This is a genomic window from Massilia sp. BGA-UO-ETr-WB1 (assembly GCF_059567845.1).
On sequence record NZ_JCAQOT010000023.1, the window covers coordinates 388648 to 404318 of the forward strand.

At 68.0% G+C, this 15671-nt stretch carries 12 protein-coding genes and 1 tRNA gene; 3 read left to right on the plus strand and 10 right to left on the minus strand.

Annotated features, from left to right (window positions below; all coding sequences use genetic code 11):
- Positions 1–94: 94 nt before the first annotated feature.
- The 7 genes from AC56DV_RS10340 to AC56DV_RS10370 form a co-directional block, all read right to left on the minus strand.
- Positions 95–1210 carry a sensor histidine kinase gene (locus tag AC56DV_RS10340; RefSeq protein WP_496314193.1) on the minus strand — a complete coding sequence of 372 codons (1116 nt, stop codon included), beginning with the start codon at positions 1208–1210 and terminating at the stop codon, positions 95–97.
- An 82-nt stretch (positions 1211–1292) separates the two neighbouring features.
- Positions 1293–1709, minus strand: coding sequence for a YeeE/YedE family protein (locus AC56DV_RS10345; protein WP_496314194.1), 417 nt, complete (start codon positions 1707–1709; stop codon positions 1293–1295).
- A gap of 123 nt (positions 1710–1832) precedes the next feature.
- Positions 1833–1909: transfer RNA gene (locus AC56DV_RS10350), tRNA-Met, on the minus strand.
- 77 nt (positions 1910–1986) lie between these two features.
- Positions 1987–3147, minus strand: coding sequence for a methyltransferase (locus AC56DV_RS10355; RefSeq protein WP_496314195.1), 1161 nt, complete (start codon positions 3145–3147; stop codon positions 1987–1989).
- A gap of 114 nt (positions 3148–3261) precedes the next feature.
- Complete coding sequence (locus AC56DV_RS10360) at positions 3262–4116, minus strand: hypothetical protein (protein ID WP_496314196.1); 855 nt, start codon at positions 4114–4116, stop codon at positions 3262–3264.
- A gap of 183 nt (positions 4117–4299) precedes the next feature.
- Positions 4300–4512 (minus strand): hypothetical protein, encoded by a 213-nt coding sequence (locus AC56DV_RS10365; RefSeq protein WP_496314197.1) that lies wholly within the window; start codon positions 4510–4512, stop codon positions 4300–4302.
- Between the two features lie 55 nt (positions 4513–4567).
- On the minus strand, positions 4568–5032 hold the full coding sequence (locus AC56DV_RS10370; RefSeq protein WP_496314198.1) for a putative metalloprotease CJM1_0395 family protein: 465 nt from the start codon (positions 5030–5032) through the stop codon (positions 4568–4570).
- A gap of 116 nt (positions 5033–5148) precedes the next feature.
- Here AC56DV_RS10370 and AC56DV_RS10375 point away from each other — a divergent pair, with 116 nt between their 5' ends.
- Complete coding sequence (locus tag AC56DV_RS10375; protein WP_496314199.1) at positions 5149–5304, plus strand: hypothetical protein; 156 nt, start codon at positions 5149–5151, stop codon at positions 5302–5304.
- On the opposite strand, the gene AC56DV_RS10380 is transcribed toward AC56DV_RS10375, so the two are convergent.
- The 3 genes from AC56DV_RS10380 to AC56DV_RS10390 form a co-directional block, all read right to left on the minus strand.
- Positions 5301–9173: an AAA family ATPase gene (locus AC56DV_RS10380; protein ID WP_496314200.1), complete on the minus strand. Its 3873-nt coding sequence runs from the start codon at positions 9171–9173 to the stop codon at positions 5301–5303. The two genes, AC56DV_RS10375 and AC56DV_RS10380, sit on opposite strands and share 4 nt — an antisense overlap.
- 13 nt (positions 9174–9186) lie before the next feature.
- Positions 9187–10473, minus strand: coding sequence for an exonuclease SbcCD subunit D C-terminal domain-containing protein (locus AC56DV_RS10385; RefSeq protein ID WP_496314201.1), 1287 nt, complete (start codon positions 10471–10473; stop codon positions 9187–9189).
- A gap of 61 nt (positions 10474–10534) precedes the next feature.
- Positions 10535–13159 (minus strand): sensor domain-containing diguanylate cyclase, encoded by a 2625-nt coding sequence (locus AC56DV_RS10390; RefSeq protein ID WP_496314202.1) that lies wholly within the window; start codon positions 13157–13159, stop codon positions 10535–10537.
- Between the two features lie 260 nt (positions 13160–13419).
- Here AC56DV_RS10390 and AC56DV_RS10395 point away from each other — a divergent pair, with 260 nt between their 5' ends.
- Together AC56DV_RS10395 and AC56DV_RS10400 are read left to right on the plus strand one after the other, a co-directional pair.
- Entirely contained in the window at positions 13420–14679 is a 1260-nt protein-coding gene (locus tag AC56DV_RS10395) for a winged helix-turn-helix domain-containing protein (RefSeq protein WP_496314203.1), read from the plus strand.
- Positions 14676–15665: a DUF2804 domain-containing protein gene (locus tag AC56DV_RS10400; protein WP_496314204.1), complete on the plus strand. Its 990-nt coding sequence runs from the start codon at positions 14676–14678 to the stop codon at positions 15663–15665. The genes AC56DV_RS10395 and AC56DV_RS10400 overlap by 4 nt, the downstream gene beginning before the upstream one ends.
- The last annotated feature ends 6 nt before the right edge of the window (positions 15666–15671 follow it).

The window sequence follows — 15671 nt, forward strand, 5'->3', positions numbered from 1 at the left end:
GCGCGGCTCCTGAAGAAAGATTTTCAAGCGGCAAAGTTTATCACCGCCGCTTGAAAAAGCCGCTGATTCTTTAACAAGGATGAGTTGACAGGAATTACTCGGCAGCCCGGCAGTCCACCAGTACGTCGATCATGAAGGTGGTGCCGGCGGCGGCGGAACTGTCGACTGCGGCGCTGCCGCCATGGCTTTCCGCCACCGCGCGCACGAACGGCAGGCCGATGCCCCAGCCCGCCTTGTCGGCGCCGCTTTCGCGCCGCAGGTAGCCGAAAATGCGGCTGTGCTGGTCTGCCGGAATGGGGGTGCCGGTATTGTGGACCGACAGGATGAGCCGGCCTCGCGTCTCATCGACGTTGATGCGGATGGTCTTGCCGTCGCCGTACTTGAAGGCATTCACCAACAGGTTTTCCAGCGCGCGGCACATGGAGTTCCGGCACCAGTAGCCCATCACGCTGCCGCCGGCCACTTCCACCGTGCCGGGGCGCAGGCTGTTGAACTCCTGCTGCACCGACTGCGCCAGTTCGTGCATGTCGAACAGCGACAGCGACAGCGGCAGTTTGGCCGTGCGCTCGAAGGTCAGCGCGTCCAGCAGTTCCTCCATCATCTGTTCCAGCCGCCTGGCGTTGGCCGCGATCTTGGCCGACATCGCATGCGCCCCGCCCAGGTCGGAGGACATGCCGATCAGCTGGGCGGCGTTGGCGATCACCGCCAGCGGCGAGCGCATGTCGTGCGACAGGCTGGCTGCCAGCCGCTGGCGCATGTCTTCGTGCATGGCGGTAAATTCGCGGATCGACTCGCGCGCCGCGCAATCGACCGAATGCTCGACCGAGGCGCGCTCGTCGGCGCTAAGCTCGATCCCGTGCGCCTGCGCAACGCTGAGCACGGCCTGCTTGAACAGCTGGTATTCGTGGACGATCTGGTCCGGCTTGAAGTTGGTGGTGCGGGCGCGCTCGCCGCCATGGACGGCTGCCGCGTTGTTGTGGCTGGTGGCATTGGCCCTGGGGTAGCTGGGCGTGATGGCCTCGGCCAGGTTGTCGAAGAAGGCCGGCAGGGTGTTGATCAGCACCGGGCCGGCCACGTCGCGCGCGCCCGCGACCTGCTCGCGCACCGCGCGTTCCCAGTGGTCCAGGACCTCGTCGCGTATGGTGAGCAAAGCCTTGGACGCAGCCGACAAGCCGTGCGTATCGAGCTTTTGGTCCGTCGCCAGCGTCATCGCCGTCTCCTTTGCATAGCTAGCCGTAATTTCCAACTTGCATGTTAGCGCCTCGTTTGACCCGGCGGCGCGAGATAGGAGATCAGCCTTTCTTTCGCTCCAGCAATTCGAAAATCGCCATGCCGGCCAGCATGGCCGCCGTGAAGATCAGCGGCTTGCTGCCGCCGCTGGCCAGCGACGCCAGTGCGGGGCCGGGGCAGTAGCCGGCCAGGCCCCAGCCGACGCCAAAGGCCAGGCTGCCGAGCACCAGCCTGCGGTCGATGCGGCCGGCGGCGGGCAGGCGCATCGGCCCGCCCAGCAGCGCGGTGCTGCGCTTGCCCGCCAGCCGGAACGCCACCAGGCCCGCGCCGATGGCGCCGCCCATGACGAAGACCAGCGACGGGTCCCAGCGGCCGGCCAGGTCCAGGAAGCCGGTCACCTTGGCCGGGTTGGTCATGCCGGAGACGATCAGGCCCAGGCCGAACAGCAGGCCCGCGATCAGCGCCATCAGGAGATGCATGCGCTGCTCCTTACGCGGCCAGGTGGCGGACGATGAACACGGTGGCGAAGCCTGCTTCTCCGGTAGTCGGCCTGCAATGGAAAAAGCCGCTGATTCCTTTCGAAATCAACGGCTTTTTGAATCTGGTTGCGGGGACAGGATTTGAACCTGTGACCTTCGGGTTATGAGCCCGACGAGCTGCCAGACTGCTCCACCCCGCGTCTGAGGCCCGAATTATATACAAGCCTGTTTCATTCCGCAAGGGCAAATTTTGAAGCCTGTCATTTACCCTTGCTGTTTATGCCGCCGCCAGGCGCCACAGCGAAGTGACCTCGGCGGCGCGGGCCGCATGCAGCGGGTCCGTTGCGTCGGCGGCGCGCGGATGCGTCGGGCGCACGTCGTGGCGCTCCACCACTGTCAGGCCGGCGGCGGCGATCCACTCCATCAACTGCTCGCGCGGGCGCAAGCCCAGGTGCTCGGCCAGGTCGGACAGGATCAGCCAGCCTTCGCCGCCCGGCGTCAGGTGTTCCTTCAGGCCGCCGAGGAAGCCGCGCAGCATGCCGCTGTCCGGGTCGTAGACGGCGTGCTCGATCGGCGAGCTGGGACGGGCCGGCACCCACGGCGGGTTGCACACCACCAGCGGCGCGCGGCCTTCGGGGAACAGATTGGCTTTCACCAGTTCCACCTGCTGGTTCAGGTCCAGGCGCTGCAGGTTCTCGCGCGCGCAGCTCAGGGCGCGCTGGTCCTGGTCGGTGGCCACCACGCGCTCGATGCCGCGCCGCGCCAGCACCGCCGACAGCACGCCGGTGCCGACGCCGATGTCGAACGCCAGCTTGGCGTTCTTCGGCAGGGGCGCTTCGTTCACCAGCGCCACGTATTCGCCGCGCACCGGCGAGAACACGCCGTAGTGCGGGTGGATGCGCTCGCCCAGCGCGGGAATCTCCACGCCGTTGCGGCGCCATTCGTGCGCGCCGATCACGCCCAGTAGTTCGCGCAGCGACATGGCGAACGCTTCCTCGCCACGGCCGTAGGCTTCGTTGCAGGCCAGCTTCACGTCCGGCGCGCGGCGCAGCGGAATGCTGTAGTCGGCTTCGAACGGAATCAGCAGCATGGCCAGGGTGCGGCCGCGCTGCGACTGCGCCTGGCGGTGCAGGTGGAACGCTTCGGTGGGCGTGGCCGGGACCTTGGGCGCCTTGGCCTTTTTTCCTTTGCCGCCCTTGTGGTCGGCGCGGCGGGCCACCGCTTGCAGCAGCTGGCGCGCGTTCTGGAAGTCGCCTTTCCACAGCAAGGCCGTGCCTTCGCACGCCAGGCGGTAGGCGGTGTCGGCGTTGGTGGTGTCGTCGGCGATGATGACGCGCTTGGGCGGCGCCATGCCGCTCTCCGAGCGCCAGCGGGCCGAGCGGTCCTCGCCGTTTTCGGTCCAGTGGATGAATTGTGCTTCGGGAGTGGCTGCGGTCATAAAATCTTCAATCTGTAAGTAAACGGCAGAACCGCCGCGTGAGGGCGGCGGTTCTGTATAGGGGATCTATTATACGCGGCCCGCGCTGGGCGGCCCGCGCCAGGGCATGACGGCTCAGGCGGTGGTCTGCTGCGGCTCGGCAGGAGCGGCCTCTGCCGGGGCAGGCTCGGCCGGGGCAGGTTCGGCCGGCGCCGGTGTCGGTGCAGAGGCGGGCGGTTGCGCCGCTGCCAGCGCGGCTGCGGCTTCCGGCACGCTGCCCGGCATTTTGGCCAGGGTCGGCACCGGCGTTTCCTGCGTGCCGTAAGCGTGCGCCACGGCCTTGGACTTGCCGTTCTGCTGGCCGTAGGTGTCCAGCAGTTCGCTGCTGTTGACCAGGTTGAGCAGGCGCAGCGACAGGGTGCCCAACTTTTGCTGCTCGCCAGGCTGGTCCTTGTTCTCTTGTACCACGTCGGTCTTGAGCGGCTTGTCGAACAGGCGGAACAGGTCTTGCAGGCTGCCCGGGAACTTGATGTCCGGGAATTCCACGGCCGGCAACGGGTCGGCTGCAGAGCGCGGTTTGCCGGCGTCGCCATTGCCGGCGCCGGAGGTGGTCTGGCTGGCGGCCGCTTCCAGCGAGTATTCGTACTGCACTTCGACTTCAAAGTCGAAACTGCGGCCATCGGCGGTGGTGATGGTGCCCTTGCCGATGAAGTGCGAGCTTTCGTTCAGGCTGAAGGCGGCCGCGCGGGTGGCGCCGTTCGCGCTCTGGCTCTGCTGCACGCCGGCGGCGAAGCTGGACGAGGTTTCCAGGCTGACCGAGTCGAACGATACGGTGGCGCCTTTGCCGGCGTCGCCGAACAGCTGCTGGGCAAAGCTGCCGAGCAGGTTTTGCGCCAGGTCCACGGTGGAATTGCCCAGCGATTCGACGCGCTGCTGCAGGTCGATACCGTTCTTGGACAGCGACACCAGATCGTTCTGTGCCTTCTCCATCAGAGAAGAATTGCCAGAGCGCAAGTTCTTGTCTGTTTGCTGATTGGCAACAGGCAAGCTGGCGGGCTGGAACTGGCGAGAGCTCAGAGGAGAAAGAGTGGACATTGCGGCACCTATTAACGGGTTTCCTATTCTATCGGCAGGAATGCCGATTTCTTTAGCGCCCGCGTTGAATCGACTTGCTTAGTGGTGGTGCGACCAGCTGCCCTCGGGCGCGGCCAGATACGATTGCACGGCGTCTTTCTGGCCGGTGGCGTGGCGTTTCACTTCGCCGCATTTGCAAATGCCCTGGTAAGGCTGGATGTGGGAGCAGGCCGACACTTTCTGCAGGAAAACTTGGACCGATTTGTTGCATTTTACGCATTTAAACGTCAGCGTGCGGGGGGCTTTCAGCATGTAAGGCTCGCGATAAGGGAATGTGAAAGGGGAGGATTTTAGCATTCGGGACGATTCAAGCGTAGACGTCGACCGTGGGCCTGGCGGCTGCGGCGGGCGAGTAGGCTTGTTCCAGTTCGGCGCGCGCCTGCTGCTCCAGCTGCTGGGCGCGGGCGGCCACCGCGCGGTCCTGGCCGGACGGCTCGGCCGGCGCCAGCGCGGCGGCCTGGATGGTGCGGGCGCGGGCGATGGTCTCTTCCGGCGTGGCGCCGGGCGAGGTGTCGATGCTGACCTCGCCGCCGACTGCGTAGTTCACGCCGTTGGGGCCGCGCTGGTAAGTGTAGCTGGGGCCGGAGGTGGCCAGGCCGCCGGCGGCGGACAGGTGGGCCATCTCGTGCTGGCGCACTTCGGTGTCGCGTTGCTTGAGCTGGTCGATTTGCGCCAGTTGTTCCGGCGTGAGCTGCACCCTGGCCGGCGCGCTGGCCTGCCCGCCGGTTGGCGCGGCCGCACTCGATGCCGGGGAGATGGCGCTGATGCTCATGGTTATCCCATATTAGCAAAAAGCGTAACAAAGTGTTGTATTCGGCCCCGCGCGGTCAACTGAATAGGACGGCCCGCGTTGAATAGATATCCGAACGTTGCTCAAAGAGGCTAGCTGTGGATCAGAAGAAACAACCTACCAAGGAAGCTGTGCGCCAGTGGCTGCAAAACAAGCTGGTGGAGCGCCGTCCGCCGCCCGACCCGCAGCAGATCCGGCGCGAACTTGGCTGGGATATGGTGAAAGTGGAGCGTGGCGAAGTGCCGCAGCGCTAGGAAGCTTGTACTGATACCACGCTTTTTCCGCCCGCCGAAGGCTGCACCAGGATGCGGGTGGATATCCTTTCCGTCATTTCCTGTACGTGAGAGATGACGCCGACTTTGCGGCCCATGGCTTGCAGGCCGTCCAGCGCGTCCATGGCGACGCGCAGGGTTTCCGCGTCCAGGCTGCCGAAGCCTTCGTCGATGAACAGCGATTCCACCCGCACGCGGTTGGACGACAGCGAAGCGAGCCCCAGCGCGAGCGCCAGCGAAACGAGGAAGGATTCGCCGCCGGACAGCGAGTGCACGGAGCGCATTTCGCCGCCCATGTCCTGGTCGCGGACCAGCAGGCCCAGCGAAGGGCCGTTGCTGTTGTTGATGCGTTCCAGCTGGTAGCGCCGCGCCAGGTGGCTCAGATGGGCGTTGGCGTAGCCCAGCAGCACGTCCAGCGTGAATTGCTGGGCGTAGTTGCGGAATTTCTTGCCGTCCGCCGAGCCGATCAGCTCACTCAGGCGCGCCCAGCGCTGCTCGATCGCTTCCTGTTGTTCGATTTCCGCCAGCATGGCGTGCGCCCGCTGGCGCTTGTCGTTGTCCTGCGCGATGCCGAGGCGGTGCGCGGCGGCCAGGTCGTGCGCCTGCTTGCGCTCGGCCGACAGGGCGTCCAGCGCCTGGGCCAGGGTGTCCATGGTGTGCGCGCTGCCAGCCGGGGCGCTGTCGCTGTGCTGGCGGCGCTGCAGCCGGCGTTCTGCCAGCACGGTGGCGGCGGTGGCGGCCGCGTGGCCGAGCGCTTGCAAGGCTTCGCGCTCGATGCGGATGGCGTCCGCCGGGCAGGCGAGCAGGGCGAGCAGTTCCGCCAGCGTGACGGCGGGCGGCTGCGGCTCGGCTTCCGGCGCACCCGGGGCGGCGAACAGGTCGTCGCTTGGTGGCGCGGCGTGGCCGGCGGCGCGGGCGGATTGGTCGCGGTTGTAGGCGTCCAGCCAGTCCGCCAGGCGGGCGGCGGCGGTTTCGGCGGCGGCGTGCAGGGCGGTGATGCGGGCGGCCGACTGGGTAATGGCTTCCTCGGCGCGCGCGTGTTGCTGCGCGGCCTGCTGACTGGCTTGCTGCTGGGCCGCATGGCGGGCTCGCGCCGCGCCGATGGCGGCCTGCAGCTGCGCTTCCACGTCGCGCACTTCCTTGCCGCCCCACAGCGCCATGCGCTGGTCCTGCATCGCCCGCAGGCTCGCGTCGGCGGCGCCGAAGGCGTTGCGGGCGTTGTCGGCGTCGTAACCGGTCCTGCCCTGGGCGGCGGCCAGCGCGTGCAGTTCGGCCTCCAGTGCGGCAAAGGCGGGCGCGCGTTCGTCGAGCTGGGTGCGGTGGGTTTGCCACTGCTTGGCTTCGGCGCGGCGCGCTTCGTGGAAACGCGCGGGGCCGGCTTTCCATTCGTCTTTCCAGCCTTCGTTGGGCAAGTCGATGCTGCTGAAGGCGGAGTCCAGCTCATCCAGCAGGCTGCTCAGCTGCAGCGCCACCTCGATGCGCTTGTCTTCCAGGGCCTGGAACTCGGCGTTCGATTGCGCCAGGGCGGATTGGGCGGCGGCCGCCGTGGCGTGCAGGCGCGCGTGTTCGGCGGACGCGGTGTCGCAGGCTTGCTGCGCCAGGTCGCGCGCGGCGCCGGCGCGGCGCAGGGCCAATTCCTGCTGCTCGATCTGTTGCAGCGCGTCCCGGGCGGACTCCAGTTCCGAAGCGAACCACACGGCGAGGTCCTGCGCTGCGCCGCCGGGCGGGATGGCGGCAGCGGCGGCGGCCATGGCTTCAGCGGCAAGCGGATGGCTGTCCCAGGCGGCGCCGGCGCGGGCCAGGGCTTCTGCCAGCGCGTGCTGCTCGGTGGCCAGCACGGCCAGGCGTTCGATGCTGTTCTCGGCCGTGGTGCGCTGGGAGGTCTGCTGCTCGATGTTCTTTTGCAGCTGCTCGCGGCAACGCGTCACTTCAGCCTGCAGGCTGGCGTGCAGGGCGGCGAGCGCGCCGTCGTCGTGGCGGTAAGGGTGCTCCTCTGCGCCGCAGACCGGGCAGGGCGCATCGTCCTGCAGCGTGGCGCGCAGCTTTTCCACGCTTTCGGCGCACGCCGCTTCCGCTAGCTTGAGCGAACGTTCGGCCTGGCCGAAGGTGGACATCAGCAGCGCGTACTGCTGCTGCGCGCCGGCCAAGGTCTGCTCGGCGGCTTCCCTGCTGCGCTGCAGCTGCGCAGCCTCGCTGTCCAGCTGCGCCATGCGCTGCCGGCGCGCGTCCAGTTCAAACCACGCCTTCTCGCCGGTGACGAGCGCGTCGCGCCGCTGTTCGAGCGCGCGGCGGCGGGCGTGCATGGCGTCCGCATCGAACGGCGCCAGCGCGGCGATGGCTTGCTGGCGCTGCGCCTCCAGCGCCTGCAGGCGTTCGCTGGCGCCGGCCAGGCTGGCCGTGGCGCGCGCTTCCTCGTCGCGGTGCCGGGCCGCATGGTGCTGCACCACCGCCAGCGCATGGCTGTGCTTCTCGGCTTGCGACGCGGCCTGGCCGGCCTGCACGAACAGCACGTCCCACTTCTGCCACGATTCGGCCAGCGCCTGCCATTGCTGGTGGCGGGCCAGCCACGCGGCGCCGTGCTCCTGCGCGGCGGTGAGCTGGCGGTGTTCGCTTTGCTTGTTCTGCAGGGCGCCGCGCGCCAGTTTGTCGGCCTGGCTGGCCGCCTCCAGCGCGGCGCTGGCCTGGCGATGCGCGGGCAGCGCCGCTTCGATGCGGGCGTCCAGTGCCTTGGCCTGGTCCAGCTGCGGCCCGGCGTCGCGCTGCGCGGCTTCGGCGGCGGCCACGGCCGCCTCGGACTGCTGCAGCAAGGCGGCGGCCTGCGCTTGCGCCTGCAGCGCGTGCTCCGACTCCAGCTTGCGCGCCGCCAGCGCCGCTTGCGCTGCGGTGATTTCGTCTTCGATGCGCGTGACGTCGCCGGCCAGCGGACGGGCGGGCTGCACGGCGTCCAGCCTCTCCAGTACGGCGCGCCGCGGGGCCGCCGCTTCCGCTTCCGCCAGCCGCTCCTGCAAGGCCTGTTGCGCCTGCAGTTCGCTTTGCTCCAGCCTTTGCGCCTGCTGGTGCCAGCGCAGTTCCTGCTCCAGCACCGCCTTTTGCGCGTCCATTCCGGCCACCACGGCGTCCGCTTCCGCGTTTTGCGCTTCCAGCGCGGCGCGCTCCTCGCCGCTGAGCGGCTTCTGGTCGGCCAGGCGGCCGGTCAGGCGCTGCAGCGCCGCCAGTTCCAGCTTGGCGCGCTCGAAGGCGCGCATCGAGATCTCGCTGTAGACGGCGCTGCCGGTCAGCGTTTCCAGCAGCTCGCCGCGCTCGTTGTCGTCCGCTTTCAGGAAGGTGGCGAACTCGTTTTGCGCCAGCAGCACGGCGCGCGTGAACTGTTCGAACGACAGGCCGATGCGCTTTTCGATTTCGGCCTTCACCTCGGTCTTGGTGCCGCCCACGGGCAGCAGCGCGGGCAGTTGCTGCAGACCCATGGCGGTGGGCTGCAGCGCGCCTTCGGCCTTGTTGCGCGAGCGGCGCACGCTCCAGCGCGCGCGGTAGCGCTGGTTGTCGCTGCCGACGAAATCGACTTCCGCATAGCCGTCGGCGGCGCCGCGCCGCAGCAGGTTGCGGGTGTCCTGGGTGGTGACGGTTTCGGCGCCCACGTCCGGCAGCATGCTGCGGCCCAGCGCCTTCAGCAGGCGCGGGGTGGCGTCGTACAGGGCCAGGCACAGCGCGTCCAGCAGGGTGCTCTTGCCGGCGCCGGTGGGGCCGCTGATGGCGAACAGGCCGGTGGAGGCCAGCGGCTCCTGTTCGAAGTCCACACTGAATTCCCCGGCCAGCGAGGCCAGGTTTTTACCGCCGATTCTCAGGATACGCATAGGTGTTCTTTGTTCAGGCGCCGGGCAGCATCAGCTCGGCAAAGGCGCTCAGTTGTTCGGCCGGGGCTTCGTTGCCGAAACGCTGCCGGTACAGGCGCTTGAAGATGTCGTCCGGCTGCAGCTTGCCCAGCTGGTCCAGCGTCAGGGCCGCGTCGTCCAGCGAGGGCGCGCGGTTGGGCGTGGAGGTTTCGATTTTGGCCAGCCGCACCGGCTTGCCTTCCAGCGCGGCTTCCACGCGCGCGCGCATGCCGGGCTGCGGCGCGTCCAGCAGCACGCGCACTTCGAGGAAGGGATGGGCGTCGGGCGGCAGGTCGGTCTCGCCGGGCAGCGCGGCCAGTTCTTCCAGCACCAGTTCCAGCGGCGCGGGCTTGGACGGTACGCGCATCAGGTCCACGGCGCGCGGCACGGCGATGGAACTGACCTCGGCGGTGGCGCCGCCGCCGATGCCGATATCGACCCGGAGGATCTGGTGGCGGTACCCCACCTCGGCGAACGACAGCGGAATCGGGCTGCCGCTGTAGCGGATGCGCTCCTGTTTGCCCACCGATTGCGCCAGGTGCAGATGGCCCAGCGCGGCGTAGGCGATGGACGGATCGAAGATCCCGGCGGGCAGCATCTCGGTGCCGCCGATGACGATGCGGCGTTCGGAATCGTTCGACATCTGGCCGTCCACCATGTGGCAGTGGCCCATGGCGACGATGGCCTGGCCGGGCTGGCGCCTGGCCTGCGCCACGGCGAAGGCCTGCTGGTAGAGCAGGGCGATGCCGGCCAGGTACGGGTCGGGTGCGGGCGTGGCGGCGGCGGAAGGCTCGGCATCGGCGTCGGCGGAGGCGGCGGCGCTCTCCGGGCGCGGCACGTCGCCGGGGCGCAGGAAGGGAATGGCCAGGCACCAGGCTTCCACCGCGCCGCTCTTGCCGGTCAGTGGCAGCACCAGGCGTTCTACCTCGATCTTGCCGTCGGCGCCGCGCGGCACGTTGCCGATCACCTGCGTGCCGTGTGCTTCGAGCAGCGGGCCGGGGGCTTCCAGGCGGCCCGGCGAGTCATGATTGCCGGCGATGACGATCAGGTCCAGCTGCGGCGCGCGCGCCTTGGCCTGCTGCAGGAATCGGTACAGCTGGCGCTGCGAGGCGGACGAGGGATTGGCGTTGTCGAACACGTCGCCGGCGATCAGCAGGGCGTCGGCCTGCTCGGCCACGATGGTGTCCAGCAGCCAGTCGAGGAAGCATTGGTGCTCGTAGGTGCGCTCGAAATTGTGGAGCGACTGGCCCAGGTGCCAGTCGGAGGTGTGCAGCAGACGCATGTATTGCCAGGTTAGGGAAACGCGGAAAGCGCTCAATATAGCGCAAAGTGCGATTGGCGGGTTATGCGGCGTTGATCGCCGTGCCGGCGCCCTGCGGCGCGGGCATGGGGCCGCCTGCGCGGTAGGTGTTGCGGCCGGCCTGCTTGGCCTGGTACAGCAGCATGTCGGCCCGGTTCAGCAACTCGGCCGGGGTGACATCCTCGCCCTGGTAGAAGGTCAGGCCGATGCTGGTCGATACCGACACGGTGGCCGCATCGAGCTCGAACGGCGCCTGCATGGTGGCGACGATCTTGGCCGCCAGGTTCTCCGCGTCCTCGCTGCGCGCCAGGCGTTCGACGATGATGGTGAATTCGTCCCCGCCCAGGCGGGCGATGATGTCGCTGGCGCGCATGGCGTGCGTCAGGCGCGCCGAGAACACCTTCAGCAGCGAGTCGCCCACGCTGTGGCCGTAGGTGTCGTTGACCGGCTTGAAACGGTCGATATCCATATACATCACCGCCATCATGGTGCCGTTGTCGCGGCTGGCGGCCATGGCGTTGTTCAGCTCCTGCAGGAAGCCGGCGCGGTTGGTCAGGCCGGTGAGGGCGTCGATCTGCGACAGCTTGAGCAGGCGCTGTTTCTCGCGTTTTTGCGCCGTGATGTCCTGCCGCATGACGTGGAAGCCGACCACGCTGTAGCCGCCCTCGTCGAACTGCGGAATATAGATCACTTCGAAGCTGCGCAGCAGGCCGTGGCTTTCGTCGTCCTCCTCGAAGGACAGGGTCTCGCCGGCCAGCGCGCGCTGGATGTAGGGCTGCAGGTACTGGTAGCGCGCCTCGCCCACCGTTTCGCGGATGGTCTTGCCCATCACCTCGATGCCGGACTGGCTGAACTCGCGCTCGTAGGCCAGGTTGTTGAAGCGGTATACCTCTTCCTCGTCGACATAGGCGATCATGGCCGGCAGCGTGTCGGCAATGGTGCGCAGGCGCGCCTCGCTTTCGCGCAGCGCCATCACCGACTTGCGCATCAGGGTAATGTCGTCCAGCGTGCCCACGAAGCCGTCGATATTGCCGTCGATGATGATGGGCGCCACCTTCATCGAAGTCCACACGATAGTGCCGTCCGGGTGCACGCAGCGCAGCGTGTCCTGGAACGGCTGCAGGGTTTCGCGCAGATGCCGCAGCGCCGTGTTCAGCACGTCGCGGTCGGTCGGATGCACGCCCGCCATCCAGGCGTCGCCCAGCGCCTGTTCGCGCGTCAGCCCGGTGATGGCCTCGAAGGTGCGGTTCACATAGGTGCAATGGCCGTTGGCGTCGGCGCGGATCAGGCCCAGCGGAGACGCGTCGTTGACGGCCGCCAGCTCCGCCTGGTTCTGCCGCATCTTCAGCTCGTCGCGCTTGCGCGAGGTGATGTTGCGGGTGGTGACGGTGACGCCGTCGTCGATCGCCACGATCTGGTGCCGCAGCCAGCGCGGCTCGCCGGGCCGGTTGCGCGTTTCGAACTCCTCCTCGAGCGGCTGGCCGGTTTCCATCACCGTGCGGTACTTGTCGATAAAGCCTTCGGTGCGCCACATCGGCACCAGTTCGCCGATGCGCTGGCCCAGCAGCGTGTCGCGCGGCAGCTCCAGCATGCGCGCGCCGCGCTCGTTCACATCGACCAGCGTGAAGTCGACCACGTCGCCGCGCGCGTGCGAACGGCAGGCCTTGAGCAGGAACACCGCGTCCAGGCTGGCGTCGGCCGCCGCGCGCAGCTTTTGCTGGGCTTCGTTGGCCGCGTTCATGCTGCGCCGCAGGCGTTCGCTTTGCTGCATCAGCAGCGCGGCGAAGCAGACCACCAGCACGGTGGCCACGCCGGCCAGCACGAAGTAAATGCTGCGCTGGCGCTCGAAGCGGGCCATCGCCGAAGTGACCGTGTTGCCCACCACCGCCGTCAGCGAGTAGCGCGGCAGGTCGCGGAAGCTGTAGATGCGGTCCACGCCGTCCAGCGGCTGCTTCAGGGTCAGCTCGTCGGCGCTGCCGTAGGCGTCGGTGGTGGTGGTGGTGAAGTCGATGTTGTCGGTGATGTACAGGCGTTCCTCGATGCGGCCGATGGCCAGGCCGGTGTCCCGGCTCACCAGCATCACCAGCCCGTTCGGTTCCACGTGCAGGCGGTCGTAGTCCTCCACGAAATAGGCCGGGTCCACCATCAGCACGATCGCGCCGGCGAACTGCCCCTTGGCGTCGTTCAGGCGCCGCGCGATCTGGATCTGCCACTTCTTGGTCACCGGTTCCACCATGGGGTTGGAAGCCAGCGCCGCGTCGTCCTGCGCCAGCATCAGCATCTTGAACACCGATTCGTTGGCGATGCTCTGGTTGAAGAAGCCGTGGCGGCTTTCCAGCAGCGTGCCGTCCGGCAGATACAGCGCGATCGGCAGCTCCAGGCGGGACGGCATCAGCGAGTCGAGCAGGCCGCCTTTGCGGGTGAACTCGGGCAGGCGCAGCGCGCCGCCGGTTTCTTCGTATTTGAGTTTGAACAGCTGGGTGGCGTGCTCGGTCTGGCGCAGCAGGTGGCTGGTGTGTTCGGCCAGGGTGCGGGCCAGGGTCTGGCTGTGCAGCACGCCCTCGTGGCGGGCGCTGTGGTATTCCTGGCCGACCTGGTAAGCCACGGCGCCCCACATCGATACCAGCAAGCCAAGCGCAAACGCGGGCAGCAATATCACCCGGTACATTTTGCGCAGGAGGCGTCGGACTGGGTTATCTGATCTTGTCAATTGGTCGCCTTGGGGCTCTGGGGTAACGCAGTCTCCATCATGGGTATTTTGCACGTAAACCCGGTGCTTGGGGTCATGCCGAAGCCAAAACGGGGCAAAAAATTCCGGGGTGGAGGAAAAAGTGATAAAACACCAATGAATCGTGACAGCGCCTGTAACAAAGCCCGCTTTCTTCTTTAGAATAGCGGGCTGGGTTTAACCATGGAAGGGCCACGTTTTTGACCGAATTGACATTCAGCCCGGCGGCCGCGCGCGCGCTGCATCTGGCGGCCCAGGGGCTGTTGCAGCCGCGCCGCAGGAAGGCGCAGAAAGCCGACGTGCTGGAAGCGGTCCGGCAAATGGGCGTGCTGCAGATCGACACCATCCACGTGGTGGCGCGCAGCCCGTTCCTGGTGCTGTGGAGCCGCCTGGGCGACTATCCGCAGGCGTGGCTGGAGGAGCTGCTGGCCGAGGGCGCGCTGTTCGAGTACTGGGCGCACGAAGCCTGTTTCGTGCCGATGGAGGATTACGGCTTGTACCGCCACCGCATGATCGATCCCGGCTCCATGGGCTGGAAGTATTCCGTGACCTGGATGGCCGAGCGGCGCGCCGAGGTGGAGGCGGTGCTGGCCCACATCCGCGAGCATGGCCCGGCGCGCTCCTCTGATTTCGAGCGCACCGACGGCAAAAGCGGCGGCTGGTGGCAATGGAAGCCGGAAAAGCGCTCGCTGGAGGTGCTGTTCACGGCCGGCCGGCTGATGATCGCGCGGCGCCACAACTTCCAGCGCGTGTATGACCTGGCCGAGCGCGTGCTCGAGCGGGCGCTGCCCGGCTGGGACGACAGCCGCATGCCGGCCATGGACGACACGCGCCGCACCTTCGCGCTGAAAACCGTGAAGGCGCTGGGCCTGGCCAAGGCTTCCTGGATCGCCGACTATTTCCGCACCAAGCCGCCGCGCTTCGATCCGGAGACGCTGGTGGCCGAAGGCGCGCTGCTGCGCGCCCGCGTGCAGGGCTGGGACGAGCCGGTCTACATCCACCCGGACCACGCCGGCCTGGCCGCCAGCGCCGCTGCGGGCGAACTGGAGGCCACCGCCACGGTTATCCTGTCGCCGTTCGACCCGGTGGTGTGGGACCGCCGCCGCGCGCTGGAGCTGTTCAACTTCGACTACCGGCTGGAATGCTACACGCCGGCCGACAAGCGCCGCTACGGCTACTTCACGCTGCCCATCCTGCGCCGCGGCGCGCTGGTGGGGCGGGTGGACGCCAAGGCGCACCGGCGCGACGGCGTGTTCGAGCTGAAGGCGTTGGCGCTGGAGCCGGGCGTGCGCACCAGCGGGCGCTTCGTGCGCGACGTGGCGGCGGCCCTGCAGCGTTGCGCCAACTGGCACGGCTGCCCGCAGGTGCGGGCCGGCGCCAGCGAGCCGCCCGGCTTTGCCGCCGTGCTGCAGGCGGCGCTGGGCAGCCAGTCCGCGCTGTCGGGCAGGGAGGCCGCATGATGCTGCCCGCCGCCCCCGCCAGCTTGGTCGGCGCCGACGGCCAGCCGCTGTTCGGCCGCTACGCCGGCCAAGCCGCAGGCTTCGACTGGAGCGCGCTGGCCGGCCCGCACGCCCGCAATGTCCTGTGGCGCCGCTTCCACCACAAGCGCTGGCATTACGTGGCGCTGGCCACCGAGCAGGTGTTCTGCGCGGTGGCCATCGTCGACCTGGGCTGGATCAGCACCTGCTTCGCCTACGCCTTCGACCGCGACGACGGCGACATGCTGGCCAATTTCTCGCAGGACGGCCTGCCCATCACCTCGGCCCGGGTGGCGGCGCACGCCAACGGCCGCAGCACCTTCAAGGTGAAGCGCACCTACATCAACATCGAAGGGCTGGGCGAGGGCCGCTACAAGCTGGAGCTGGACTGCCCCTACCTGGTGATCGACGCCGAGTTCGGCCCCGGCAACGCGCCGCTGCTGCTGGCCAGCGGCCCGGTCAAGGACGGCTCGGTGCACGCCACGCAGAAGTCGTCCGGCATGCCGCTGACGGGACAGGTGAAGCTGTGGCGCGGCGAATACGATCTGGCCGGCGGCGTGGCCAGTTTCGACTATTCCAACGGTCTGCTGGCGCGCAACACGGCGTGGCGCTGGGCCTCGGCGCATAATCTGGAACTGGGGTTCAACCTGCAGGCCGGCTATTTCGGCGGCCACGAGAACGCGCTGTGGCTGGACGGCCAGGTGCATGCGCTGGGCCCGGCGCATTTCATCTATGACCAGGCCGACCCGCTGGCGCGCTGGCACATCTTCACCGAAGACGACCTGCTGGAGCTGTTCTTCACGCCCGAGGGCGCGCGCCGCCAGGACAAGAACATGGTGGTGGCCGCCAGCCGCTACCTGCAGCCGATAGGCACGTTCAGCGGCTGGGTGCGCAGCAGCGTGGACCAGCCGAAACGCATGGTGACGCAACTGGTGGGCGTGACCGAAGACCATACCTCCCGCTGGTAGCGGGCG